This window comes from Enterococcus sp. DIV0236 (genome assembly GCF_050558525.1).
GTDB lineage: Bacteria > Bacillota > Bacilli > Lactobacillales > Enterococcaceae > Enterococcus > Enterococcus faecalis.
The window spans coordinates 544,592-563,921 of the sequence record NZ_CP187891.1 but is presented as its reverse complement, the minus strand read 5'-3'; the positions used below and the strand labels follow the sequence as shown (position 1 = coordinate 563,921).

17 protein-coding genes and 3 other annotated features are annotated in these 19,330 nt (G+C 37.8%); of the genes, 10 read left to right on the top strand and 7 right to left on the bottom strand.

Annotated features, from left to right (window positions below; genetic code table 11):
• The 3 genes from IGK27_RS02740 to IGK27_RS02730 all read right to left on the bottom strand — a co-directional run bounded on the left by IGK27_RS02740 (position 1) and on the right by IGK27_RS02730 (position 4,105).
• Complete coding sequence (locus IGK27_RS02740; protein ID WP_050444180.1) at positions 1 to 1,740, bottom strand: DUF2264 domain-containing protein; 1,740 nt, start codon at positions 1,738 to 1,740, stop codon at positions 1 to 3.
• Between the two features lie 378 nt (positions 1,741 to 2,118).
• On the bottom strand, positions 2,119 to 2,367 hold the full coding sequence (locus tag IGK27_RS02735; protein WP_002355684.1) for a GlsB/YeaQ/YmgE family stress response membrane protein: 249 nt from the start codon (positions 2,365 to 2,367) through the stop codon (positions 2,119 to 2,121).
• Positions 2,368 to 2,473: 106 nt separating this feature from the next.
• A complete protein-coding gene (locus tag IGK27_RS02730; protein ID WP_002394211.1) occupies positions 2,474 to 4,105 on the bottom strand; it encodes a peptide ABC transporter substrate-binding protein in 1,632 nt (543 codons plus the stop codon).
• 147 nt (positions 4,106 to 4,252) lie between these two features.
• Positions 4,253 to 4,485, top strand: a binding site (T-box leader).
• A 154-nt stretch (positions 4,486 to 4,639) separates the two neighbouring features.
• Positions 4,640 to 4,882 (top strand) — a binding site (T-box leader).
• A gap of 53 nt (positions 4,883 to 4,935) precedes the next feature.
• Here IGK27_RS02730 and IGK27_RS02725 point away from each other — a divergent pair.
• The 5 genes from IGK27_RS02725 to IGK27_RS02705 all read left to right on the top strand — a co-directional run bounded on the left by IGK27_RS02725 (position 4,936) and on the right by IGK27_RS02705 (position 8,012).
• The gene (locus IGK27_RS02725) at positions 4,936 to 5,580 is read left to right on the top strand and encodes an amino acid ABC transporter permease (protein WP_002383057.1); all 645 of its coding nucleotides are present in this window, start codon (positions 4,936 to 4,938) and stop codon (positions 5,578 to 5,580) included.
• Between the two features lie 12 nt (positions 5,581 to 5,592).
• Positions 5,593 to 6,228 carry an amino acid ABC transporter ATP-binding protein gene (locus IGK27_RS02720; RefSeq protein WP_002355681.1) on the top strand — a complete coding sequence of 212 codons (636 nt, stop codon included), beginning with the start codon at positions 5,593 to 5,595 and terminating at the stop codon, positions 6,226 to 6,228.
• Positions 6,229 to 6,238: 10 nt separating this feature from the next.
• Positions 6,239 to 7,072, top strand: coding sequence for an amino acid ABC transporter substrate-binding protein (locus IGK27_RS02715; protein ID WP_002355679.1), 834 nt, complete (start codon positions 6,239 to 6,241; stop codon positions 7,070 to 7,072).
• Positions 7,073 to 7,247: 175 nt separating this feature from the next.
• Positions 7,248 to 7,691 carry a hypothetical protein gene (locus tag IGK27_RS02710; RefSeq protein ID WP_002355676.1) on the top strand — a complete coding sequence of 148 codons (444 nt, stop codon included), beginning with the start codon at positions 7,248 to 7,250 and terminating at the stop codon, positions 7,689 to 7,691.
• A 96-nt stretch (positions 7,692 to 7,787) separates the two neighbouring features.
• A complete protein-coding gene (locus tag IGK27_RS02705) occupies positions 7,788 to 8,012 on the top strand; it encodes a DUF3955 domain-containing protein (RefSeq protein WP_002383054.1) in 225 nt (74 codons plus the stop codon).
• 54 nt (positions 8,013 to 8,066) lie between these two features.
• Here the strand turns inward: IGK27_RS02705 and leuS are convergent, their stop codons facing one another.
• Both leuS and IGK27_RS02695 read right to left on the bottom strand, forming a co-directional pair.
• Positions 8,067 to 10,481, bottom strand: coding sequence for a leucine--tRNA ligase (gene leuS, locus IGK27_RS02700; protein ID WP_010824437.1), 2,415 nt, complete (start codon positions 10,479 to 10,481; stop codon positions 8,067 to 8,069).
• Between the two features lie 120 nt (positions 10,482 to 10,601).
• Positions 10,602 to 10,834, bottom strand: a binding site (T-box leader).
• A 50-nt stretch (positions 10,835 to 10,884) separates the two neighbouring features.
• Positions 10,885 to 13,098: an autolysin gene (locus tag IGK27_RS02695; RefSeq protein WP_002396937.1), complete on the bottom strand. Its 2,214-nt coding sequence runs from the start codon at positions 13,096 to 13,098 to the stop codon at positions 10,885 to 10,887.
• 316 nt (positions 13,099 to 13,414) lie between these two features.
• Between IGK27_RS02695 and IGK27_RS02690 the strand changes: the two genes are divergently transcribed.
• From IGK27_RS02690 to IGK27_RS02670, 5 genes are all read left to right on the top strand, one after another.
• Entirely contained in the window at positions 13,415 to 14,074 is a 660-nt protein-coding gene (locus tag IGK27_RS02690; RefSeq protein WP_002381265.1) for a DUF1700 domain-containing protein, read from the top strand.
• Positions 14,074 to 15,099 (top strand): DUF4097 family beta strand repeat-containing protein, encoded by a 1,026-nt coding sequence (locus IGK27_RS02685; RefSeq protein ID WP_033626533.1) that lies wholly within the window; start codon positions 14,074 to 14,076, stop codon positions 15,097 to 15,099. Before IGK27_RS02690 ends, IGK27_RS02685 begins: the two co-directional genes overlap by 1 nt.
• A gap of 167 nt (positions 15,100 to 15,266) precedes the next feature.
• Positions 15,267 to 15,917 (top strand): phosphatase PAP2 family protein, encoded by a 651-nt coding sequence (locus IGK27_RS02680; RefSeq protein WP_002355669.1) that lies wholly within the window; start codon positions 15,267 to 15,269, stop codon positions 15,915 to 15,917.
• Between the two features lie 15 nt (positions 15,918 to 15,932).
• Positions 15,933 to 16,901 (top strand): TIGR01212 family radical SAM protein, encoded by a 969-nt coding sequence (locus tag IGK27_RS02675; RefSeq protein WP_002381264.1) that lies wholly within the window; start codon positions 15,933 to 15,935, stop codon positions 16,899 to 16,901.
• Positions 16,901 to 17,464: a class I SAM-dependent methyltransferase gene (locus IGK27_RS02670; RefSeq protein WP_002355667.1), complete on the top strand. Its 564-nt coding sequence runs from the start codon at positions 16,901 to 16,903 to the stop codon at positions 17,462 to 17,464. The genes IGK27_RS02675 and IGK27_RS02670 overlap by 1 nt, the downstream gene beginning before the upstream one ends.
• Before the next feature lie 57 nt (positions 17,465 to 17,521).
• On the opposite strand, the gene IGK27_RS02665 is transcribed toward IGK27_RS02670, so the two are convergent.
• Entirely contained in the window at positions 17,522 to 18,190 is a 669-nt protein-coding gene (locus tag IGK27_RS02665; RefSeq protein WP_002363221.1) for an ABC transporter ATP-binding protein, read from the bottom strand.
• A gap of 4 nt (positions 18,191 to 18,194) precedes the next feature.
• A complete protein-coding gene (locus IGK27_RS02660) occupies positions 18,195 to 19,274 on the bottom strand; it encodes an ABC transporter permease (RefSeq protein WP_002355665.1) in 1,080 nt (359 codons plus the stop codon).
• Between the last annotated feature and the right edge of the window lie 56 nt (positions 19,275 to 19,330).

The window sequence follows — 19,330 nt, the reverse complement described above, 5'->3', positions numbered from 1 at the left end:
TTATTCCTCCCTTGTCACACCGCCTACCAAACAAATCAGGCGATGCGTTCCTATTGGTAGCTCTTTTTGCAAATAAGGTAAACTTGTTCTTGGGAAAAACAACGATGTATTGGGTTCAGGTTGAAGAATACCTGCGTGGTCATACCCTTCAATTGCAACTATTTGCGAACCCAATTCTCCTGAATCGACTCTAGCCCACTCTTTACCAAGTTCTTTTTCTGAAAATTTTCCAAGTAACGGTAGACTGAATCCTCCTTCGCGCACTTTTAATGGAACCGATGTCACTATTTCATGTACTCTAACATGCCATTCTCCAAAAGGATAAATGGTTGTTTCAATTTCTACTTCTTGAAAAGGTAGCCATTTATAATAAACTTGCTCCTCTGTTAAATAAAAATCATGAACTTTCCCTTTAACACGAAAATATTCACCATCACGAGAAACAGCCAATACGTTATCAAAAGCTCCCTCCTCATAACACGCGCCAGCTTTGGGAACGCTAAAACCAAAGCGGCTAGAATAGACAAATTTACTATATTTAGCCGCGGCATGCGCTTGATTTTCAAGCCATAGTCCTGCAGGATAGCCGAGGACATGCGTTTTCATTTTAGGATGGATTAATAACATGTTTCCCTTTTCTATCAAACGCTTTTCTTCTCGCTTTATCGCCAGCGGTTCAGCACGCCAAAACGGATGGTCTTGATCCACAGCGAGCAACAAAAATGTTTTAAAAGCCCAATACGGAGAGCCTGGTGCATTATAACCTTCTGCCATTACTAAATTTTCGTAATGATAGCCAATGGACAACCGACCATCATAAGTGAAAATAGTCTGTTGCATCCAACAGTGTAAATGTTTTGCTAACAGCGTTTTTATTTGTCCCCAAGGTAACGCCTCTACTTCTGCAAATATCAAAGCTGCGAAAAATGCTCCTTGAGCAAACCGATACGTTTGACTACGTCCGTAAGGTAACGCTTCGCCCTCCTCATCAAAATAGTACAGATAGTCCTGCGCGAACATGACGGCTCGTTCTGTAAAACGTTTCGCACGAATAGGATCTCTTTCTCGCATAAATTTGACATAAATCAAACTATAATAATGAAAAGCAAACGAAATATAATAATCTCTTTGCGTAGTTTTACCATCCATATACCAACCATCACCTAAATACATGCGTTCAATCAACGCCAATTCTTCCTCTAGTTCCGTTTGGTTAATCACTTGTCCACATCCCTCGAGTGCCAAACGAATGAGCACTTTGAAAAACGTCCAATTATTTTTAGGAATTTTACAACCAAGTGCCTTATTTAACCAAACCATGATATTTTCTTGCTGTTTCTCAGAAAAACAGGACCAAAAATATGTCTTATGAAGCAATAAAGTTAAAGATAATGCTGCTGCTTCCACAATATATTGATCATAATCAACAATAACGCCCCAATAATCTGGGGATGACGGATCAGTTCCTGCGATTAATTTTTCCACATAAGCATCTCTTAAAACATCATCTTTACAAGTAACCCAATACGGTCCAATTCCCCATAATGGTCGAATGAGCGCTTCCATTTCAGCATGTTGCTGATCATAGACAGCACCACTGGACCCAAAATTCACGCCAGGTTTTTCTGATGTTAAAATAGCTGTTTTTAAAGGTGTCATGATTGTTTCAAAAGCTTCCAAATATGCTTCTCTGGTCAAAAAAAGATTACTTTTTAACGATTCCATGCTTTTCGCCCCCATTAGTTTAATTCAAAGAATAACAAGGGCACTTATTTTTTTCAACTATCGTTTAATGAATAAAACGGCGTATTATGAGAGCAGCATTTCACCTTCCTCAAACTTAACATATTAATTTTTTCTTTATTTTTGTTGAGCCTTGAGCTATTCACTTTATCCAACAAAACTTCCTTTATCAAAAATGAATAATAAATGAAAAATAAGCAGTCTAACGCAGGAAATTCTCATAATAAATATTTTTAAAAAAAAGAGTCTATGACAAAAATCCAAAGAGATTTTTGTCATAGACTTAAAATATGAGAGAAAAGACATCAAAAGTAATGGTTTAATCAACCTTCACAAGTTTTATGATGCTTTTCAAGATATCATTTTGATACAATTTTACGCCTTGCGGTTTACAATAAAAGAGTAAATTGCGATACAGATAATCGCTCCTAGCAACGCTGAGATAATTGGAAAGCCGCCGATGACTGGTCCTAAAGAAGGCAACAAGAGTGATGCTACCCAACTTCCTAAAAAGCCCACGATAATATTTCCAATAATGCCACCTGGCACGTCTTTTCCTAAAATTGCGCCAGCAATTGCGCCAATAATTCCTCCGACAATTAATGCCCATAGAAAGCTAAACATTTGAAAAACCTACCTTTCATAGTTGATTTTTTTAGTTAATTTTCCTACTTTAAGGATAAAACAGAAAGCAGACTTTTTCAAAAGATAGGACTTTTCAGAAGTCAATTTATTCTTCTACATAAGCTAAACGATAGGATACTGTGCGACCAAAAGAAAATACTTGCAAACCTTGTAAGCGATCTGATTTCAAGTAACCAATGGCTCCTTGGAATAGTGGTAAAACACCGGCATCTTTTTCAATTAATGTTTTTTCTAAACTTAGTAATTCATTCCAGCGTTTTTCAGGTTCATTGGCGTAATCTTTTCTAACTTTTTGGAGACCCGCATCATACGCCGAATCGTTATAACCAGAAGTATTTAAGCCACTTTTTGAATCATAAAATTCTAAAAAATTAATGGGATCAGCATAGTCAGGTGTCCATGTTCCAAAGGCTAAATCGTAATTACCTGCTGTTTGTAAATCCAAACGATTTTGCAAAGGCAATGATTTTAATTTGATTGTTAAACCTGGTAAATTTTGTTGCAATTGCCCTTGAACAAATTCAATGGTTTTCTTGGCAATCGCTGAGTCCGCTGAGATTAGTTCCAATTCAATTTTATCTTTGCCCAACTCTTCTTTCGCTTTGGTCCAGTTAGCTTGGGCTTCTTTAATATTATATGGCAATAAATCACCATTTTCTTTACGGAAATCTTCACCTGTATCTGGATTTTTTGCAAAATTAGCTGGTACAAAACCATTTAAAGCTGTCGAGCCATCTCCTAAAATTTCTTTTGCAAAAGTTTCTTTATCAATCGCTTGTAAAAAAGCTTTTCGAACATGTTCGTTGCCGGTAATTTCACGGCGATGATTGGGACTTAAATAACCCACCATGGCTTTAGGTACAAAATGCGCTTGTTTTGACTCTTTATACTGAAGTGCATAAGTATCTGCTAAAACAGTGTAATCTAAGTCGCCATTATCAAAAAGATTGGCTCCTGTGCCAATTTCTTTCACTACTTGAACATCAATTTCATTCAATTTTACGTGTTCTTTATCCCAATAATGATTATTCTTCTTCAATTTCCAAGTTTCGGAATTGCCATCCCAACCTGAAATTACAAACGGTCCATTGCCAACAAAATTATCTGCAGAAGTCCCATAAGCAGTACCTTTTTCTTTGGCAAAGGCTTCATTTTTAGGCATAAAAGGTGTCCCAACCAAGACTTGGGCTAAATAAGGAATTGGATTTTCCAATGTTAGTTCTAGTGTCTGGTCATCGATTGCTTTGACACCAAATTCTTCCATCGTGGCTTGTCCTTCCCGCACCGCACGCCCATTTTTAAAAATATCCATTTGATTACTGCTACTTGAACCATACGCTGGATCGACCACGTTTCTAAACGCAACTACAAAATCCCCTGCTTTAACTGGATCCCCGTTTGTCCATTTTGCTTCTCGTAACTTGAATGTATAGACTAACCCGTCTTCACTAACTTGTGGCTCTGCTTTCGCCATAGCTAGCTCAGGATCTCCGTTTTTATCTTGTCGATACAAGCCTTCAACTACTTGACCAATCATATCGGAACTATAGACATCTGTATAATGAGCGCTGTCTAATGTCGAGAGTTCACCACCAGATGCGACGTTAATTTTCTGTGTAGCTGGTTCGTTTGAGGTCGTTTTCGAACCGCCACTTCCACATGCTGCTAAAACCAAGCCCAGTGCAACAAGTCCGATTAACCACTTTTTCTGTTTCATACCAAAACTCCTCCTTCTGTTCAAACAACTTACCTACATTTTACATGATTTTCCATACATTTGTCCTTTTTCAGCACTTACTTTTTGAAAGAAAAATATTTTTTTAAGAATAAGAGTTGACAGATATTTTTTCTGGTGGTACAGTATTGAAAAACAGAGAACAGAAGAGTAACTGTTTCCTTTAGTGAAGAGAGTCTTTGGTTGGTGGAAAAAGACGTAAAGAAACAGCGAACCACATCTGGGAGTTGACTTTTTGAACCCTTAGTAGGAAAGTCCGGGACCACTCGTTAACAGGCGAAGTTATGAACTTCATAAGGTTCGTGTTGCGAAACACGAATAAACTAAGGTGGAACCACGATAATTGATTATTCGTCCTTTGGCTAGTCAGCCAAAGGACTTTTTTGTTTTTTAGATGCGCTTTTCAACCTGAAAGAGTGCCTCAACTGCTCAAGTCTGTTGTCCTCTTTTCCATATGCTTAATGGGCTAAGCTAGAAAAGCAACAGGTTTTCTGTTCCGTTCGAACAATTTCATACTTACAATCAAGGCTTAGGACATAGTAATTTAGCTCTTCCTTTACAGAGACTTTTTCATTGGCTGAAAGAAAAAGATGGATTCTTCTTTACTCACACCTAAAAGATGTTTTTCTGAATCCTTTAGTAAGAAAAACCGGTGACTCTATCGTTAACAGAGAGTAGTTGTCAACGCAACTACATAAGGCTTATCTTGTGAAAGATAAGTAAATTGAGGTGGCACCACGAATGCGATTCGTCCTCTTGGCTCACAGCCAAGAGGCTTTTTTGTTTTTTAATAAAAATTGTTGGAGGAAAAAATGATGGATTATATTTTAGAAATTTTACCTGCTTTAGTTAGCGGAGCTGGCATGACACTGAAAGTCTTTTTCTTTACGCTCCTTGGCTCGATTCCACTGGGGATTATCATTGCCTTTATTTTACAAAGTTCGTTTAAACCTTTACGTTACTTAATTAACCTCTACATTTGGTTAATGCGCGGCACTCCGCTATTGTTACAATTAATTTTTGTTTTTTACGGCTTACCATTAATTGGTATTGTCTTTGAACGTTACGATGCGGCCTTATTCGCATTTATTTTAAATTATGCTGCGTACTTTGCTGAAATTTTCCGCGGGGGGATTCAAGCAATTCCCCAAGGTCAATATGAAGCTGCTAAGGTTTTACGTTTAACACGTTTTCAAACAGTCACTCGGATTATTTTGCCACAAGTTGTTAAAATCGTGCTGCCTTCCGTAGGAAATGAAATTATCAATTTGGTCAAGGATACTTCTCTTATTTATGTCCTTGGCTTAGGCGATCTTTTACGTGCTGGTAAAATTGCGATGAGCCGCGATGTTACATTAGTGCCATTAGCTTTAGTGGGAGTGATTTATTTACTCTTTACGGCAATTTTGACTGTTGCTTCTAAGAAAATTGAAAAATTCTATCAATATTATAAATAGGAGGACTCTACCATGTTAACTATTAAAAATTTAACCAAACATTTTGACAACCGGACCATTATTGATCACTTAAATTTAGAAATTCCAGAGGGTAAAATTTTAACGATTGTTGGTCCTTCAGGCGGTGGAAAAACCACTTTACTTCGTTGTTTGGCTGGTTTAGAAACCATTGATTCTGGTGAGCTTTTGTTGGATGGTGTTCCTTTCAATCCTGCTGAAATGGACAATGCCGATCAAGTGGTTGGGGTCGTTTTCCAGGATTTCCAACTTTTCCCTCACTTATCAGTTTTAGAAAACATTACCTTAGCACCTACATTAGTACTAAAAGAAGAAAAAGCAAAAAGTCAGCAAGAAGCTTTAGAATTACTGGAAAAATTGGGCTTGGCTGGTAAAGAAAAACTCTATCCGTACCAACTTTCCGGTGGACAAAAACAACGAGTTGCACTTGCTCGTGCCTTAGCAATGAAGCCAAAAGTTCTTGGGTACGATGAACCAACGAGCGCGCTAGATCCAGCTTTACGCCAACAAGTGGAAGAAGTTATTTTAGATTTACGGAAACAAGGCATGACACAGATTGTCGTGACCCACGATATGGCTTTCGCTGAAAAAATTGCAGACAATCTTTTGACGGTTGCCCCCGTCCAATAGAAAGGAGTTTATGATGAAAAAGAAATATTCTTTAGCCTTGCTGGTTATCTGTTGTAGTTTACTCCTATTTGCAGGTTGTGGTAAAAGAAAAAGCAACGAAGATCAATGGACACGGATTAACGAAGAAAAACGGATTATTATTGGCTTAGATGACTCCTTTGTGCCCATGGGTTTTCAAGATAAATCAGGCAAAATTGTCGGCTTTGATGTCGACTTAGCCAAAGCGGTTTTTAAACTTTATGGCATTTCCGTTGACTTCCAACCGATTGATTGGTCTATGAAAGAAACAGAATTACAAAATCAAACCATTGATCTTATTTGGAACGGCTACACTAAAACGAGCGAGCGGGCCGAAAAAGTTCAATTCACACAACCTTACATGACGAACGACCAAGTACTTGTTTCTTTAAAAGAAAAAAACATTGCAACAGCGAGCGACATGCAAGGCAAAATTTTAGGGGTTCAAAACGGCTCTTCTGGCTATGATGGCTTCGAAAGTCAGCCTGACGTTTTGAAAAAATTTGTTAAAGACCAAACACCTATTTTATATGACGGCTTTAATGAAGCTTTCTTAGATTTAAAATCTGGTCGAATTGACGGACTCCTAATCGATCGCGTTTACGCCAACTACTATCTTTCCCACGAAGATAATTTAAAAAACTATACTATTTCTCATGTAGGCTATGACAATGAAGATTTTGCTGTGGGCGTCCGCAAATCAGACAATCAATTAGTCCAAAAAATCAATACTGCCTTTGAAACGTTACGAAAAGATGGCACCCTTAGTAAAATTTCTCAAAAATGGTTTGGAGAGGACGTTACAAATAACACAAAAATAAACTAAATAACGAATAAAAAGGTGTACTGCTGACTTAGTACACCTTTTTATTTGAATCAAATTCTTAGCAAATTCTAACTTATGAAGAACTTTTATTTTTGCTACACTAGTAAAAGTCGAGAGAATTTGTCCTTTTCTGCCTAGAACAATCATTACTCTCAATAAATGAAAGGAGAAAAAAATGCCTACTAATAAAAAAGAAGGAATGCTTTTTACTACGTTAATGTGCTTTCTGATGGTTTTCGGAATGAGCACCTATAATTTATTATTGCATGGAGAATTTTCATTGTACGCCTTATCAAAAGGTTTGCTTCCTGGATTTATCGTTGCTTTTATTTTAGACGTTTTCATCGTTGGTGTCTTAGCTAAGAAAATCGCTTTTTCTTTACCCTTTAATAAAGAAAAACGGCTATTACTTATTCTGACCATTTCGAGTCTCATGATTATCGGCATGGTGACTTGTATGTCTTTATTTGGCTTATTAATGGAAGGCCAGACGTTGTCACTAAGTGCGTATTTCCAAGCTTGGGGCCTGAACTTTATTGTTGCCCTTCCTTATCAATTGCTGATTGTCGGTCCCTTTTCACGTATGATCTTAACCAATTACCAACAACGACAAACTTAGAAAATAGATTTCTTATCTAAGTTTTAACAGTTGCCTAAAAAAAAGTTAACCTTTTTGATTTATCTTAGTGATAGTTCATTAAAGGAGGAACTGAAGTTGAAAAAATATCGTATTAGCTTATTTCTTGGCTTGATTAGTCTTTTATTATTTATGATCTCTATTTTAGTTGGATCAACATTATCTAGCGATGGACTTTTAAAAGAACCCGCCTTTTTCTGTACGCCGCTCGGTTACTTTTTTCTCTTCATCGCCTTGCTTTCGGTTATAACAATCACATGTAAAGAACATATGAATCAAAAAGGTAAAACAAAACAACCTTAAAAAGAGCCTGACGTTTTGATACGTCCGGCTCTTTTTTTAATAAAAACATATAACTTAATTTGCAACAATATTTACTAATTTATCTGGAACAGCAATCACTTTGCGCACTGTTTTTCCTTCAATAAATTCTTTAACAGCTTCATGGTTCATTGCAATTTGTTCTAATTCTTCTTTGCTTAACCCACGAGCGACATTTTGTTTGCCACGTAATTTTCCGTTCACTTGGAAAACTACTTCCACTTCATCTTCTACTAAGGCCGCTTCATCATAGGTTGGCCAAGGGACATAAGTTAAACTTTCCTCGTTACCTAAAATTTGCCATAGTTCTTCACCAATATGTGGCGCGATTGGTGCAAGTAATTGGACAAATCCTTCCACATATTCATAAGGTAAGGCATCCACTTTATTGGCTTCATTCACAAAAACCATTAATTGAGAAATCGCTGTATTAAAGTGCAAGTTTGCCATATCTTCTGTCACTTTTTTAACCGTTTGGTGATAAACTTTCGTTAAACGGCCATCATTAATTGTGGTAATTCGGTCACGCATTTTGCCTTCTTCATCAACAATCAGACGCCAAACACGATCTAAGAATTTACGACTTCCTTCTAAGCCATTTTCATTCCAAGCAATGGAAGCATCTAATGGGCCCATGAACATTTCATAAAGACGTAACGTATCCGCACCATATTTAGCCACCACATCATCGGGATTTACAACATTGCCACGTGATTTAGACATTTTTTCGTTGTTTTCTCCTAAAATCATACCTTGGTTGTATAATTTTTGGAAAGGTTCTTTGGTAGGAACCACACCAATATCATATAAGAATTTATGCCAAAAACGAGCATAAAGTAAATGCAGCACCGCATGTTCGGCACCACCAATATAGATGTCAACTGGTAACCAACGTTTTAATTTTTCAAAATCAGCAATTTCATTTTTATTATGAGGATCAATGAATCGTAAGTAATACCAAGAGCTTCCAGCCCATTGTGGCATAGTATTCGTTTCACGTTTTCCCTTCATGCCAGTTTCAGGGTCGACGACATTGACCCATTCATCAATGTTTGCTAATGGCGATTCCCCAGTTCCACTTGGGCGAATATCCGATGTTACTGGTAAACGTAGAGGTAACTCAGATTCAGGAACCGTTGTGGTTGTTCCATCTTCCCAATGGATCACAGGAATTGGTTCACCCCAGTAGCGTTGACGAGAGAATAACCAGTCACGTAAACGATAAGATACTTCTTTTTTCCCTACGTGATTTTCTTCTAGCCACTCATTCATTTTAGCGATGGCTTCTGCTTTGTTTAATCCATTTAAGAAATCAGAATTGATATGCGGTCCATCCCCTGTATAGGCTTCTGTTGTAATGTCGCCACCTGCGATTACTGGTAGGATATCAATGCCAAATGTTTTCGCAAATTCGTAATCCCGTTCATCATGCGCTGGGACCGCCATGATTGCGCCTGTGCCATAGCTTGCTAAAACATAATCGCCAATCCAAATTGGAATTTCTTGGCCATTGACCGGGTTTATAGCATACGCACCTGTGAAAACACCTGTTTTTTCTTTTGCTAAATCCGTTCTATTTAGATCAGATTTTTTTGAGGTTTCTTCAATATATGCTTCTACAGCTGCTGTTTGTTCAGATGTCGTAATTTTTTTCACTAGTTCTAGTTCAGGAGCTAGAACAGTATAGGTTGCACCGAACAAGGTATCAGGACGGGTTGTAAACACCGTGAAACTTTCTTCTGTACCAGCGACTTTAAAGGTCACATTGGCTCCTTCAGAACGTCCAATCCAATTTCGTTGCATATCTTTAATACTTTCTGGCCAATCAACAAGCTCTAAATCTTCTAATAAGCGATCTGCATAAGCAGTAATTTTCAACATCCATTGACGCATTGGTCGGCGAACCACATCATAACCGCCACGTTCACTTTTTCCATCAATGACTTCTTCATTTGAAATAACAGTTCCTAGTTCAGGTACCCAGTTAACCGCAACTTCTGCTTCATAAGCTAACCCTTTTTCATATAATTTTGTAAATATCCATTGTGTCCATTTGTAATATTCAGGATCAGTGGTATTAATTTCACGATTCCAATCATAGCTGAATCCTAGTGAATTAATTTGGCGACGGAATGTTTCGATATTTTTCTTAGTAAATTCAGCTGGGTCATTTCCTGTGTCTAACGCATATTGTTCTGCTGGCAAACCAAACGCATCCCAGCCCATTGGATGCAACACATTATAGCCTTGCGCACGTTTCATACGTGAAAGAATATCGGTTGCTGTATAGCCTTCCGGGTGACCTACGTGTAAGCCTTGTCCAGATGGATAGGGAAACATATCTAGTGCATAAAATTTTTCTTTATTTGGGTCGTCCAATGTATTGAAACAATTGTTCTTAGCCCAATATTTTTGCCATTTTTTCTCAATCTCTTTGTGATTGTAGCTCATGTTATTCCTCCTAGTAATATAAAATTTTTCATTCTTAAAATTTGCCACCTGCAGCCATTGTCACTATTCTGACTTAAACTAGCCACTTAGTGATAAAAAAAAGTCCTATAGGAAAAATTCCTATAGGACGTGAACATACAAATGCAACGTGGTACCACCTAAATTCGTCAAAGAAACGGTCAGTCACCGTCACCTTAACCTCAAACGTCTTAACGATCGTCACCGACTTTTCCTACTTGGTTTGTTCAAAAAAGTAACTTAAAGGCGAGTTCAAAAGCTTCTGTACGTATTTCCACCAGCCATACGCTCTCTATCACATGGTTCTTTCTACTATTCCTTCTCATTGTTTTTTTCTATTATAAGACTCATGTTACCAAAGATAGCTATTTTTTTCAATCTTAAATTAACCAACTTTTAAAGTTTGACCAATATAAATTGTATCCCCGCTTAAGCCATTTAATTGTTTGATTTTTTGGATGCTGATTCCGTATTGCATTGATAAGCCCCAAAGTGAATCACCGCTTTTAACTGTATGGCGTTTGCCTGATGCACTATTTGTTGAAGAAGCATTGCCACCTGCAGAAGCGCCTTTTTTCACGATGATTGTTTGACCAGCAAAAATTAAATCGCCTTTGATCCCGTTCCATGAACGTAGATTAGCAACACTCACGCCAAACTGTGCAGAAATTTTATTCAGCGTATCACCTGATTTAATCGTGTAGGATGTTGTCGCACCGCCACCATTATTCGTAGGCTTGTTCGTATTCGTTGAACCTGAGTTGGCGCCTTTTTTCACGATAATCTTTTGACCAGCAAAAATCAAACTACCGCTGATGTTATTCCAGGCTTGTAAGTTAGCCACACTAACACCGAATTGTGCAGAAATTTTGTTCAAGGTATCGCCTGATTTAATCGTGTAGTACGTATTCGTTCCTGATTGATTATTGTTAGAACTACCGTTGCTTGAGCCACCGGTGTTACCTGAAGTACCTTTTTTCACAATAATTTTTTGACCAGCGAAGATTAAATCGCCAGAAATGCCATTCCATGAGCGTAAATTAGCAACACTCACGCCATATTGGGCGGCAATTTTGTTCAAGGTATCGCCTGATTTAATTGTGTAGTACGTATTCGTTCCTGATTGATTATTGTTAGAGCCACCGTTGTTTGAGCCACCAGTGTTACCTGAAGCACCTTTTTTCACGATGAGTTTTTGACCAACGAAAATTAAATCGCCAGAGATGCCATTCCATGAGCGTAAATTAGCAACGCTCACGCCATATTGGGCGGCAATTTTATTCAAGGTATCCCCTGATTTTACAGTATAGTACGTGTTCGTTCCTGATTGATTATTGTTAGAACCACCGCTGCCTGAGCCACCAGTGTTACCTGAAGCACCTTTTTTCACGATAAGTTTTTGACCAACGAAAATTAAATCGCCAGAGATGCCGTTCCATGAGCGTAAATTAGCAACGCTCACACCATATTGCGCGGCAATTTTATTCAAGGTATCTCCTGATTTTACAGTATAGTACGTGTTCGTTCCTGATTGATTGTTCGAGCCGCCTGTTCCTGGATTAACTATTCCGCCCCCAGTATTTCCACCAGAAGATGGTGTATCATATTGAGTTAAGTTATATGCGGTAATGACATTATTTAATTTAGCATTGTAGCTAGGATCTGTCGCATAACGACCTGTTAACCAAGCAGTTGCATCGCGGTACGAGCTTGTATTGCTTTTCCAAGCCCCAGCATAATAGTAAACGCCCGCTTGGAAAGAAGTTGTTTTTAGCACGTGCGCATTATCTTGGAATGATTCCATGTAAGAAGGATATTTACGGAAAGGTTCTTTTTTCACTAACCATTTGCCGTTTAAATATTCCCATGTATCCATATAGACAGATTGTCCATTGTAGCTGCCTTTAATCCCAAATAAGTTATAGTTTGGTGCCTTAGATAGCGTACTTGCTCCCCAACCACTTTCAACGATTGCTTGAGCCATCATCACTGATGCATATAAATCATTGGCTTGCGCAATAGGTTGTGCACAACGAGCTAACTCGGCAATAAATTCTGAAGGACTTTGCGTCGGTGATAACGCTGAAAAAGTTTGCGCAGAAGCTACTCTAGCTTCTGGTACTTTTACTTCATCATCGGGTGTAACCGCAGGCGCTGCTTCAGACTCGGTTGCTGAAGGAGCTACTGGCGTAATTTCTGCTACTGAAGAATCAGTCGTTCCTGATTCCACAGGTGTAGTTGAATCAGCTGTTGGTTGCTCGGTACTTGGTGTTGTTGGTGTTTCTTTTGATGATTCAGTTGTCGATTCAGTCGTTGTTGACGAATCCGTTGTCGGTTGTTCCGTAGTTCCTGGCGTAGTTTCTGTTGTTGGTGTCTCTACTAAGCCAGTTTCCGTAGTAGGTGCTTGGGCAACTTCCGCATTTGTTGGCTGCTCTTCTGTTGCCTCAGCAGTCACTGGTAGTAACGCAACGGGCGTTCCTACAGATGAAACAATTAACGCCGAGCTGAATAAAGTAGTGCTCTTCTTCCATTGTACTGGCGTTTTCTTTCTTTGTTGTGCTTTCCTTCTTTCGATACGTGACATTGATTCTTTCTTCATTGATACGTCCCCAACTTTCCTTTTTTAACTTATATGTAAATGTAATTTTTTAGTTTTGTTATTATAACAAGTATACCTTTTTTTCTGGCGAATTAAAAACACTTCAACAAAATTTCATATTACTGTAACTAGATTGTAAAGAAGTAATGTTTTTTAACACGGATTTACTCTCTTGTTACTACTCGGAAAAAAACTGCGACTTTAGTTGTAGACGCTTCTTTACCTTAGTCTGATTTTTTTAATTTCTCTTGTTATTCGCCCAAAAAGAAATTATAGTTTAAGATGAGAAATGAATCGTGTAGAAAGAGGGAGCGGAATGAATAAAGAACATTTTATTATTGAGCTGAAAATTTATTTAAAAGCATTAAATCCAAAAGATCAAGCTATTATTCTTGCGAAATACAAGGCGTTATTTGATGCTCGTGTTGCGGAAGGCGAAACAGAAGAACAAGTGGCAAAATCATTGGGGAAACCACGGGTTATCGCAGAAGAAATTTTAAAAGAACAAGGCATCGAATTGACGGAACGAAAAATTGAAAATAATGGCTGGCAAGAAATTCCAGCGGCTACACCTGCTTATGATCATCCCTATGAAGAAGAATCTGAATTTTACTATGATAATGATTCTCCATACTATCAACGACCACAGCATCGGCCGCTAACCCGATTTTTCCAAGTGCTTGGTATTTTCTGTTTAAATTTTTTCTTCATGTTTTGGGTTATTTTAGGGATTGCCTTAATGTACGTCGGTTGTGGCATTGCCGGAGCTGCAACTTTATTTTCACCAATTTATGGTATTTATAGTGTTATTACCCAAGCAAATGCCGCTTCCTTTTTCCAATTATCTATGAGTCTCTTTTTATTTGGTGCATCAATCATTGGTTGGTTACTGTTTCTACCAATTTTAAAATTTTCAGCACATGTCTTTAAGCGTTATTTCCAATGGAACATTGCTGTTTTACGAGGTGATATCTAATGAAAAAAACAACAGGGATTCTCTTATCCATTGCTGTCTTAGCGATGCTAATTGGTGGATCTGGCGCCGTCTATTATTACAAGCAAGCGGAAAAATCAGTCACACCGCTAAAAGAAAGTTATACACTAAAAAATAAACAAGCAGGCGAAGAACTTCACTTATCCTTAAAAGGCAAAGGCCCTTATACCATTTATAAAACTGATAGTAACAAAATGGGGTTACGATCACCGAATAATGCCTTTTATTCAAAAGCTGAAGGCACCTTAAATGTCAAAGAAGAAAAAAATAAAATAACAGCAACCATCAATACCACTCGCACACAAAACCAACCCGAATTGTCATTCTTTAATATTGGTATTTTTAGTGACTTCACACCGAACGTGAGTGTCCAGATTCCTAATAATGTGAAAAAGTTAGTAATTGATGGCTCAACCCATTCACCAGTTTCATTGAATGCTTTTAACGTAGACGAATTAACAACTAATCTACCAAATTCTTATGTTAGTCTATCGGGTGTTAAAGCCAAAAAAATGACGCTTAACTCTTCAGATGGTATCTACCTTTCAGCGGATACTTCCGCTAAAAAAGCAACAGTTGAAACCACTGACGGCGATATAACGTTGGATTCAGCCTATTTCGATGAAATCAAAAATACGACTATTTCTGGTGATATTCGAGTGCAAAATGCTCGCGGAAACATCCAAGCAACAACGACAGATGGCGATATTAGCGTCTATGATTTCAAAGGAGAAGCTAACTTTTCAAGTGAAAATGGTGATTTTTCTTTAGACATGCCAGCTGTGCCTAAAAAATTAACTGTTGCTCTTGTCCATGGAGATATTTATGTAAATTCTGGAGAAATTTTGCGTAACATTTCAATCAAAGGGGAATCAAAATTAGGCGATGTTCAACTTTTAAACAAAGAGCGAACATCTTATAAGAATGGTCGTGCGGATACAGAGTTTAACCTTTCTAGCGAATTCGGCGATATTACCTTTGATACTCCTGATGATGATAATCAATAAACATGCGCCATTTAAAAAAGTTCTAGCACCACAATGAGAGATTGTGCTGCCAGAACTTTTTTAATATCTGTATCCCCTCTAATCAGGCAATGAAATTATCTTTTAATTTTTTACCCTTTTGATGGTATAATACGGATTGTTGCGATTAAATTTTGAAAGGATTTTTTATGAAAAACAAACTTTATTATCAATTTGCAGGTAGTTGTTTTCTTTTAGTATTTATGTTTTTAGGCTATGTTGTTCGTTTTTATCCAACCTGGCTCAAAGGCTTTGATCAAACGATTACTTCTTTTGTTCGTCGTCCTTTTCCACAGCTAAATAACTTTTTTATTTGGTACACCAAATTTGCCAATTCATTGACGATTATCATCTTAGCAATCGTTGTCATTGCTCTGTTTATTGTTTGGAAATATTATGCTGAAGCATTATGGCTCTTTATTAATACTGCCTTAATTGCTGGCGTAGGTAATTCTTTATTAAAATTATTCTTTATGCGCCAACGTCCTACTTTGGAGCATTTAGTAACTGAACATACGTATAGTTTTCCTAGCGGACATGCTGTAGGAAGCACCTTGTTCTACGGCACTATTTTATTGATTCTGCCAATTTTCATTAAAAATAAAACGGTCCGCCTTTGTGTGCAAATTTTACTAGGTATTGGGATTTTCATGATTGGGGTTAGTCGAATCTATTTAGGTGTCCATTTCCCTAGCGATATCTTAGGTGGTTTTTGTCTTGGTTTAGCTTGGTTGTTATTAAGTTACCCTATTTATTTAGAAAAACGCTTTGTTTGGCGATTTCAAAGCAAACAACGCTAGAAAGAAGTCTTGATTATGCAAATTTTTCCTTATTCAGATGATCCAAATAAACGCTATCACACTTGGAACTATGCACTTCGTCAACAGTTTGGTGAAAAGATTTTTAAAGTGCCAATTGATGGTGGCTTTGATTGCCCCAATCGTGATGGGACGGTTGCCAAAGGTGGTTGTACGTTCTGTAGTGTTTCTGGCTCAGGCGACATGATTGTTGCACCTAGCGATCCCCTGCCGCTTCAATTTCAAAAAGAAATCCAATTGATGCATCAAAAATGGCCAACTGTCGATCAATACATTGTTTACTTCCAAAATTTCACCAATACACATGCGCCAGTTGACGTTATTCGTCATCGGTTTGAACAAGTAGTCAATGAAAAAGGCGTCGTTGGTTTATCCATTGGTACCCGTCCTGATTGTTTGCCTGATGAGGTAGTGAACTATTTAGCTGAATTAAATGAACGCTTTTATTTATGGGTAGAGTTGGGTTTGCAAACCACGTTTGAGGAAACTAGCGCTGCCATTAATCGCGCCCATGATTATCAAACATATCTAGATGGTGTGGCTAAATTACGGAAACACGGGATTCGGGTCTGTACACATTTAATTAACGGGCTACCTGGTGAAACCCCCGCTATGATGCGCGAAAATGTGCGGCGAACTATTCAGGATTCAGATATCCAAGGGATTAAACTGCACTTACTTCATTTAATGACAAATACCAAAATGATGCGGGATTATAATGAAGGACGCTTACAATTGATGAGCAAAGAAGCCTATGTTTCAGTGATTTGTGATCAGTTAGAAATGATTCCACCCGAAATTATTATTCATCGCTTGACAGGCGATGCTCCCTTTGAAACAATTATCGGACCGATGTGGAGCTTGAAAAAATGGGAAGTTCTCAATGCGATTGATACGGAAATGAAACGCCGCAACAGTTATCAAGGAAAATATACTGTCATTTCAGGAAAGGAAGTTTTCAATTAATGCTACAAACAGCCCTACATTTTAGTCACCAACTTTTAAAAGAAGTAGTGGAACCTGGCGACTTCGTCATTGATGCAACAATGGGAAATGGTCATGATACAGCATTCTTAGCAGAGCTGGTTGGCCCTTCTGGTGAAGTTTTCGCCTTTGATATCCAAAAAGAAGCGTTGATCAATACAGAACAAAAGTTAACAGAACTTAATTTACTCCCACAAACTACGTTATTTCCATTAGGACATGAACATCTTCATGCTGTCCTAGATGAAGAAACAGAAATCACTGCCGCTATTTTTAACTTAGGCTATTTACCTAAAAGTAATAAGGAAATTATTACAAAACCCGCTACGACTAAACAGGCGTTAGATGGGTTACTGCCTCATTTGGTAAAAGGAAGTCGCATTATTTTAGTCGTTTATTATGGCCACGAAGGTGGTTCAGAGGAACTTGATTTGGTCACTAATTACACGCAAGCCTTACCACAAGATGTTTACAGTGTCTTACGTTATGAGTTTATCAATCAAAAAAATCAGCCACCTGTTCTTTTCTGTATTGAAAAGAAATAAGAGAACATGGTCGGATTGTTTCCAGCAATCCGATCATGTTCTCTTTTATTTGTTTTGTTACTCTGTCAATTCACCATCACGAATACGAACCACTCGATCACAGTATTTCAACAAACGCTCATCATGTGTCACCATGATAATCCCTTTATCTTTCTCTTTAGCCTCTTTCGCTAGTAATTGGACAACATCAAACGCCTTTTCTGTATCTAAACTAGCCGTTGGTTCATCTGCCAAAATTACGTCTGGCTCATGATACAATGCACACGCAATGGCTACCCGTTGTCTTTCCCCACCAGAGAGATCACGAGGATAACTATTTCGTAATTCTTTTAAACCCAACGTCTCTAACAATTGCTCTTTTAATTCACTATTTTTACGTGACTTATCAACTTTTTCAATTAAGTGAAATTGATCTTCCACTGTTAAAAATGGCACCAAATTAGAGCTTTGTAAAATAAAGCCGATTTTTTGAAAACGTTGCGCCAAACGTTGCTTTTTCGTTAACTTATTTAGTGATTGCCCGCCAACAATGACTTCGCCACTTGTCGGTGCCTGTAAACCAGCTGCAATCGTTAAAAAGGTACTTTTACCAGAACCAGAAGGACCAATTACTGCGACAAATTCACCTGGTTGAACCGCAAAAGATAATTCTTTTAACGCGATCACTTCTGTATGTTTTTCACCGTATTTTTTATAAATATTTTTCATTTCTAAAACATTTGCCATGTCTCTAACCTCCAATCGCGATTAACGGATCAATTTTAGCAATCGTTCGAATTGAAAATGCCCCGCCAATTAATGCAGATAAAATCAATAGTACACTAAACAAAATCATGCGTGGTCCATTAGTTGCATAAGGCATCGCTTCTGGTAAAAAGAGCACGGTAATTCCCGTTAAAGCAAGACCAATCGCCACTCCTAGAACAGCCAATAAAGCGGTTTGTAGCATGACTGCCTTTGCTAAGAAACTAGTCGGCACCCCTTGAACTTTTAAGACACCGAACATTGCTGTTTTCTGTAAAGTCATCACAAAGATAAAAATACCGATAATGAACGCTGCAATCACAATCAAGAAATAAATCATGCCATCCAAGGTCAAGTTTTGAGCGCTGTATCCTGGCAGTTTTTCAATAAAATCTGAAATTGAAAGAACTTGGCTGTCTTTATTAGTCGTTTTAACTTCCGCGTTGTCCTTGCTGCGAACAATGAAACCATTAACCATTTTGGCCATTGCTGGATTGTCACCATATTTAATTGACCGCCAAGTATCCAGAGAAGTGTAAATAACTGGCACAATGTTATAGCTACTTTTAGAAATAAAGCCGACAATTTCTAATTGCTCATCATATTTCCCTGCAGTTAATTTGTCGCCAATTTTAAATCCTTGATTTTTCAATGTTTCTGAAGCAATCACTTGATTTTTATCAGTAAATGCGTTTCCTTCAATCACTTTTGGCATTAAAAAACTTTCTTTTTCAATCCCAAATAAGCTAACATTCGTTAATTCAGCCTTTTTATCATCTGCTGGGCGGATGGCTAACGACTGTTGACCAATCGGTGCAATTTTGCCTCCTGAAATCGTCTCTTTCACGTTTTCATCTAACACTGATACATTTAAATTACTATTGGCCTCTTTTGATAAAACCACTTGATTCGCTTGCCATTGATCTACGGCTAAACGATTTCCTTGAGCTAAACCGTTCGCTAAACCTGACAAAATAAAAATTAACCAAGCAATCAAGACCATTACTAAGACTACAAGGACGTACCGTCCTTTTGAATACTTCATTTCATTAAATCCTAAAAACATGAATGGTTCACCTCTTTCTTCTTTTCGAAATAAACTATATCACTTATCAATCGATA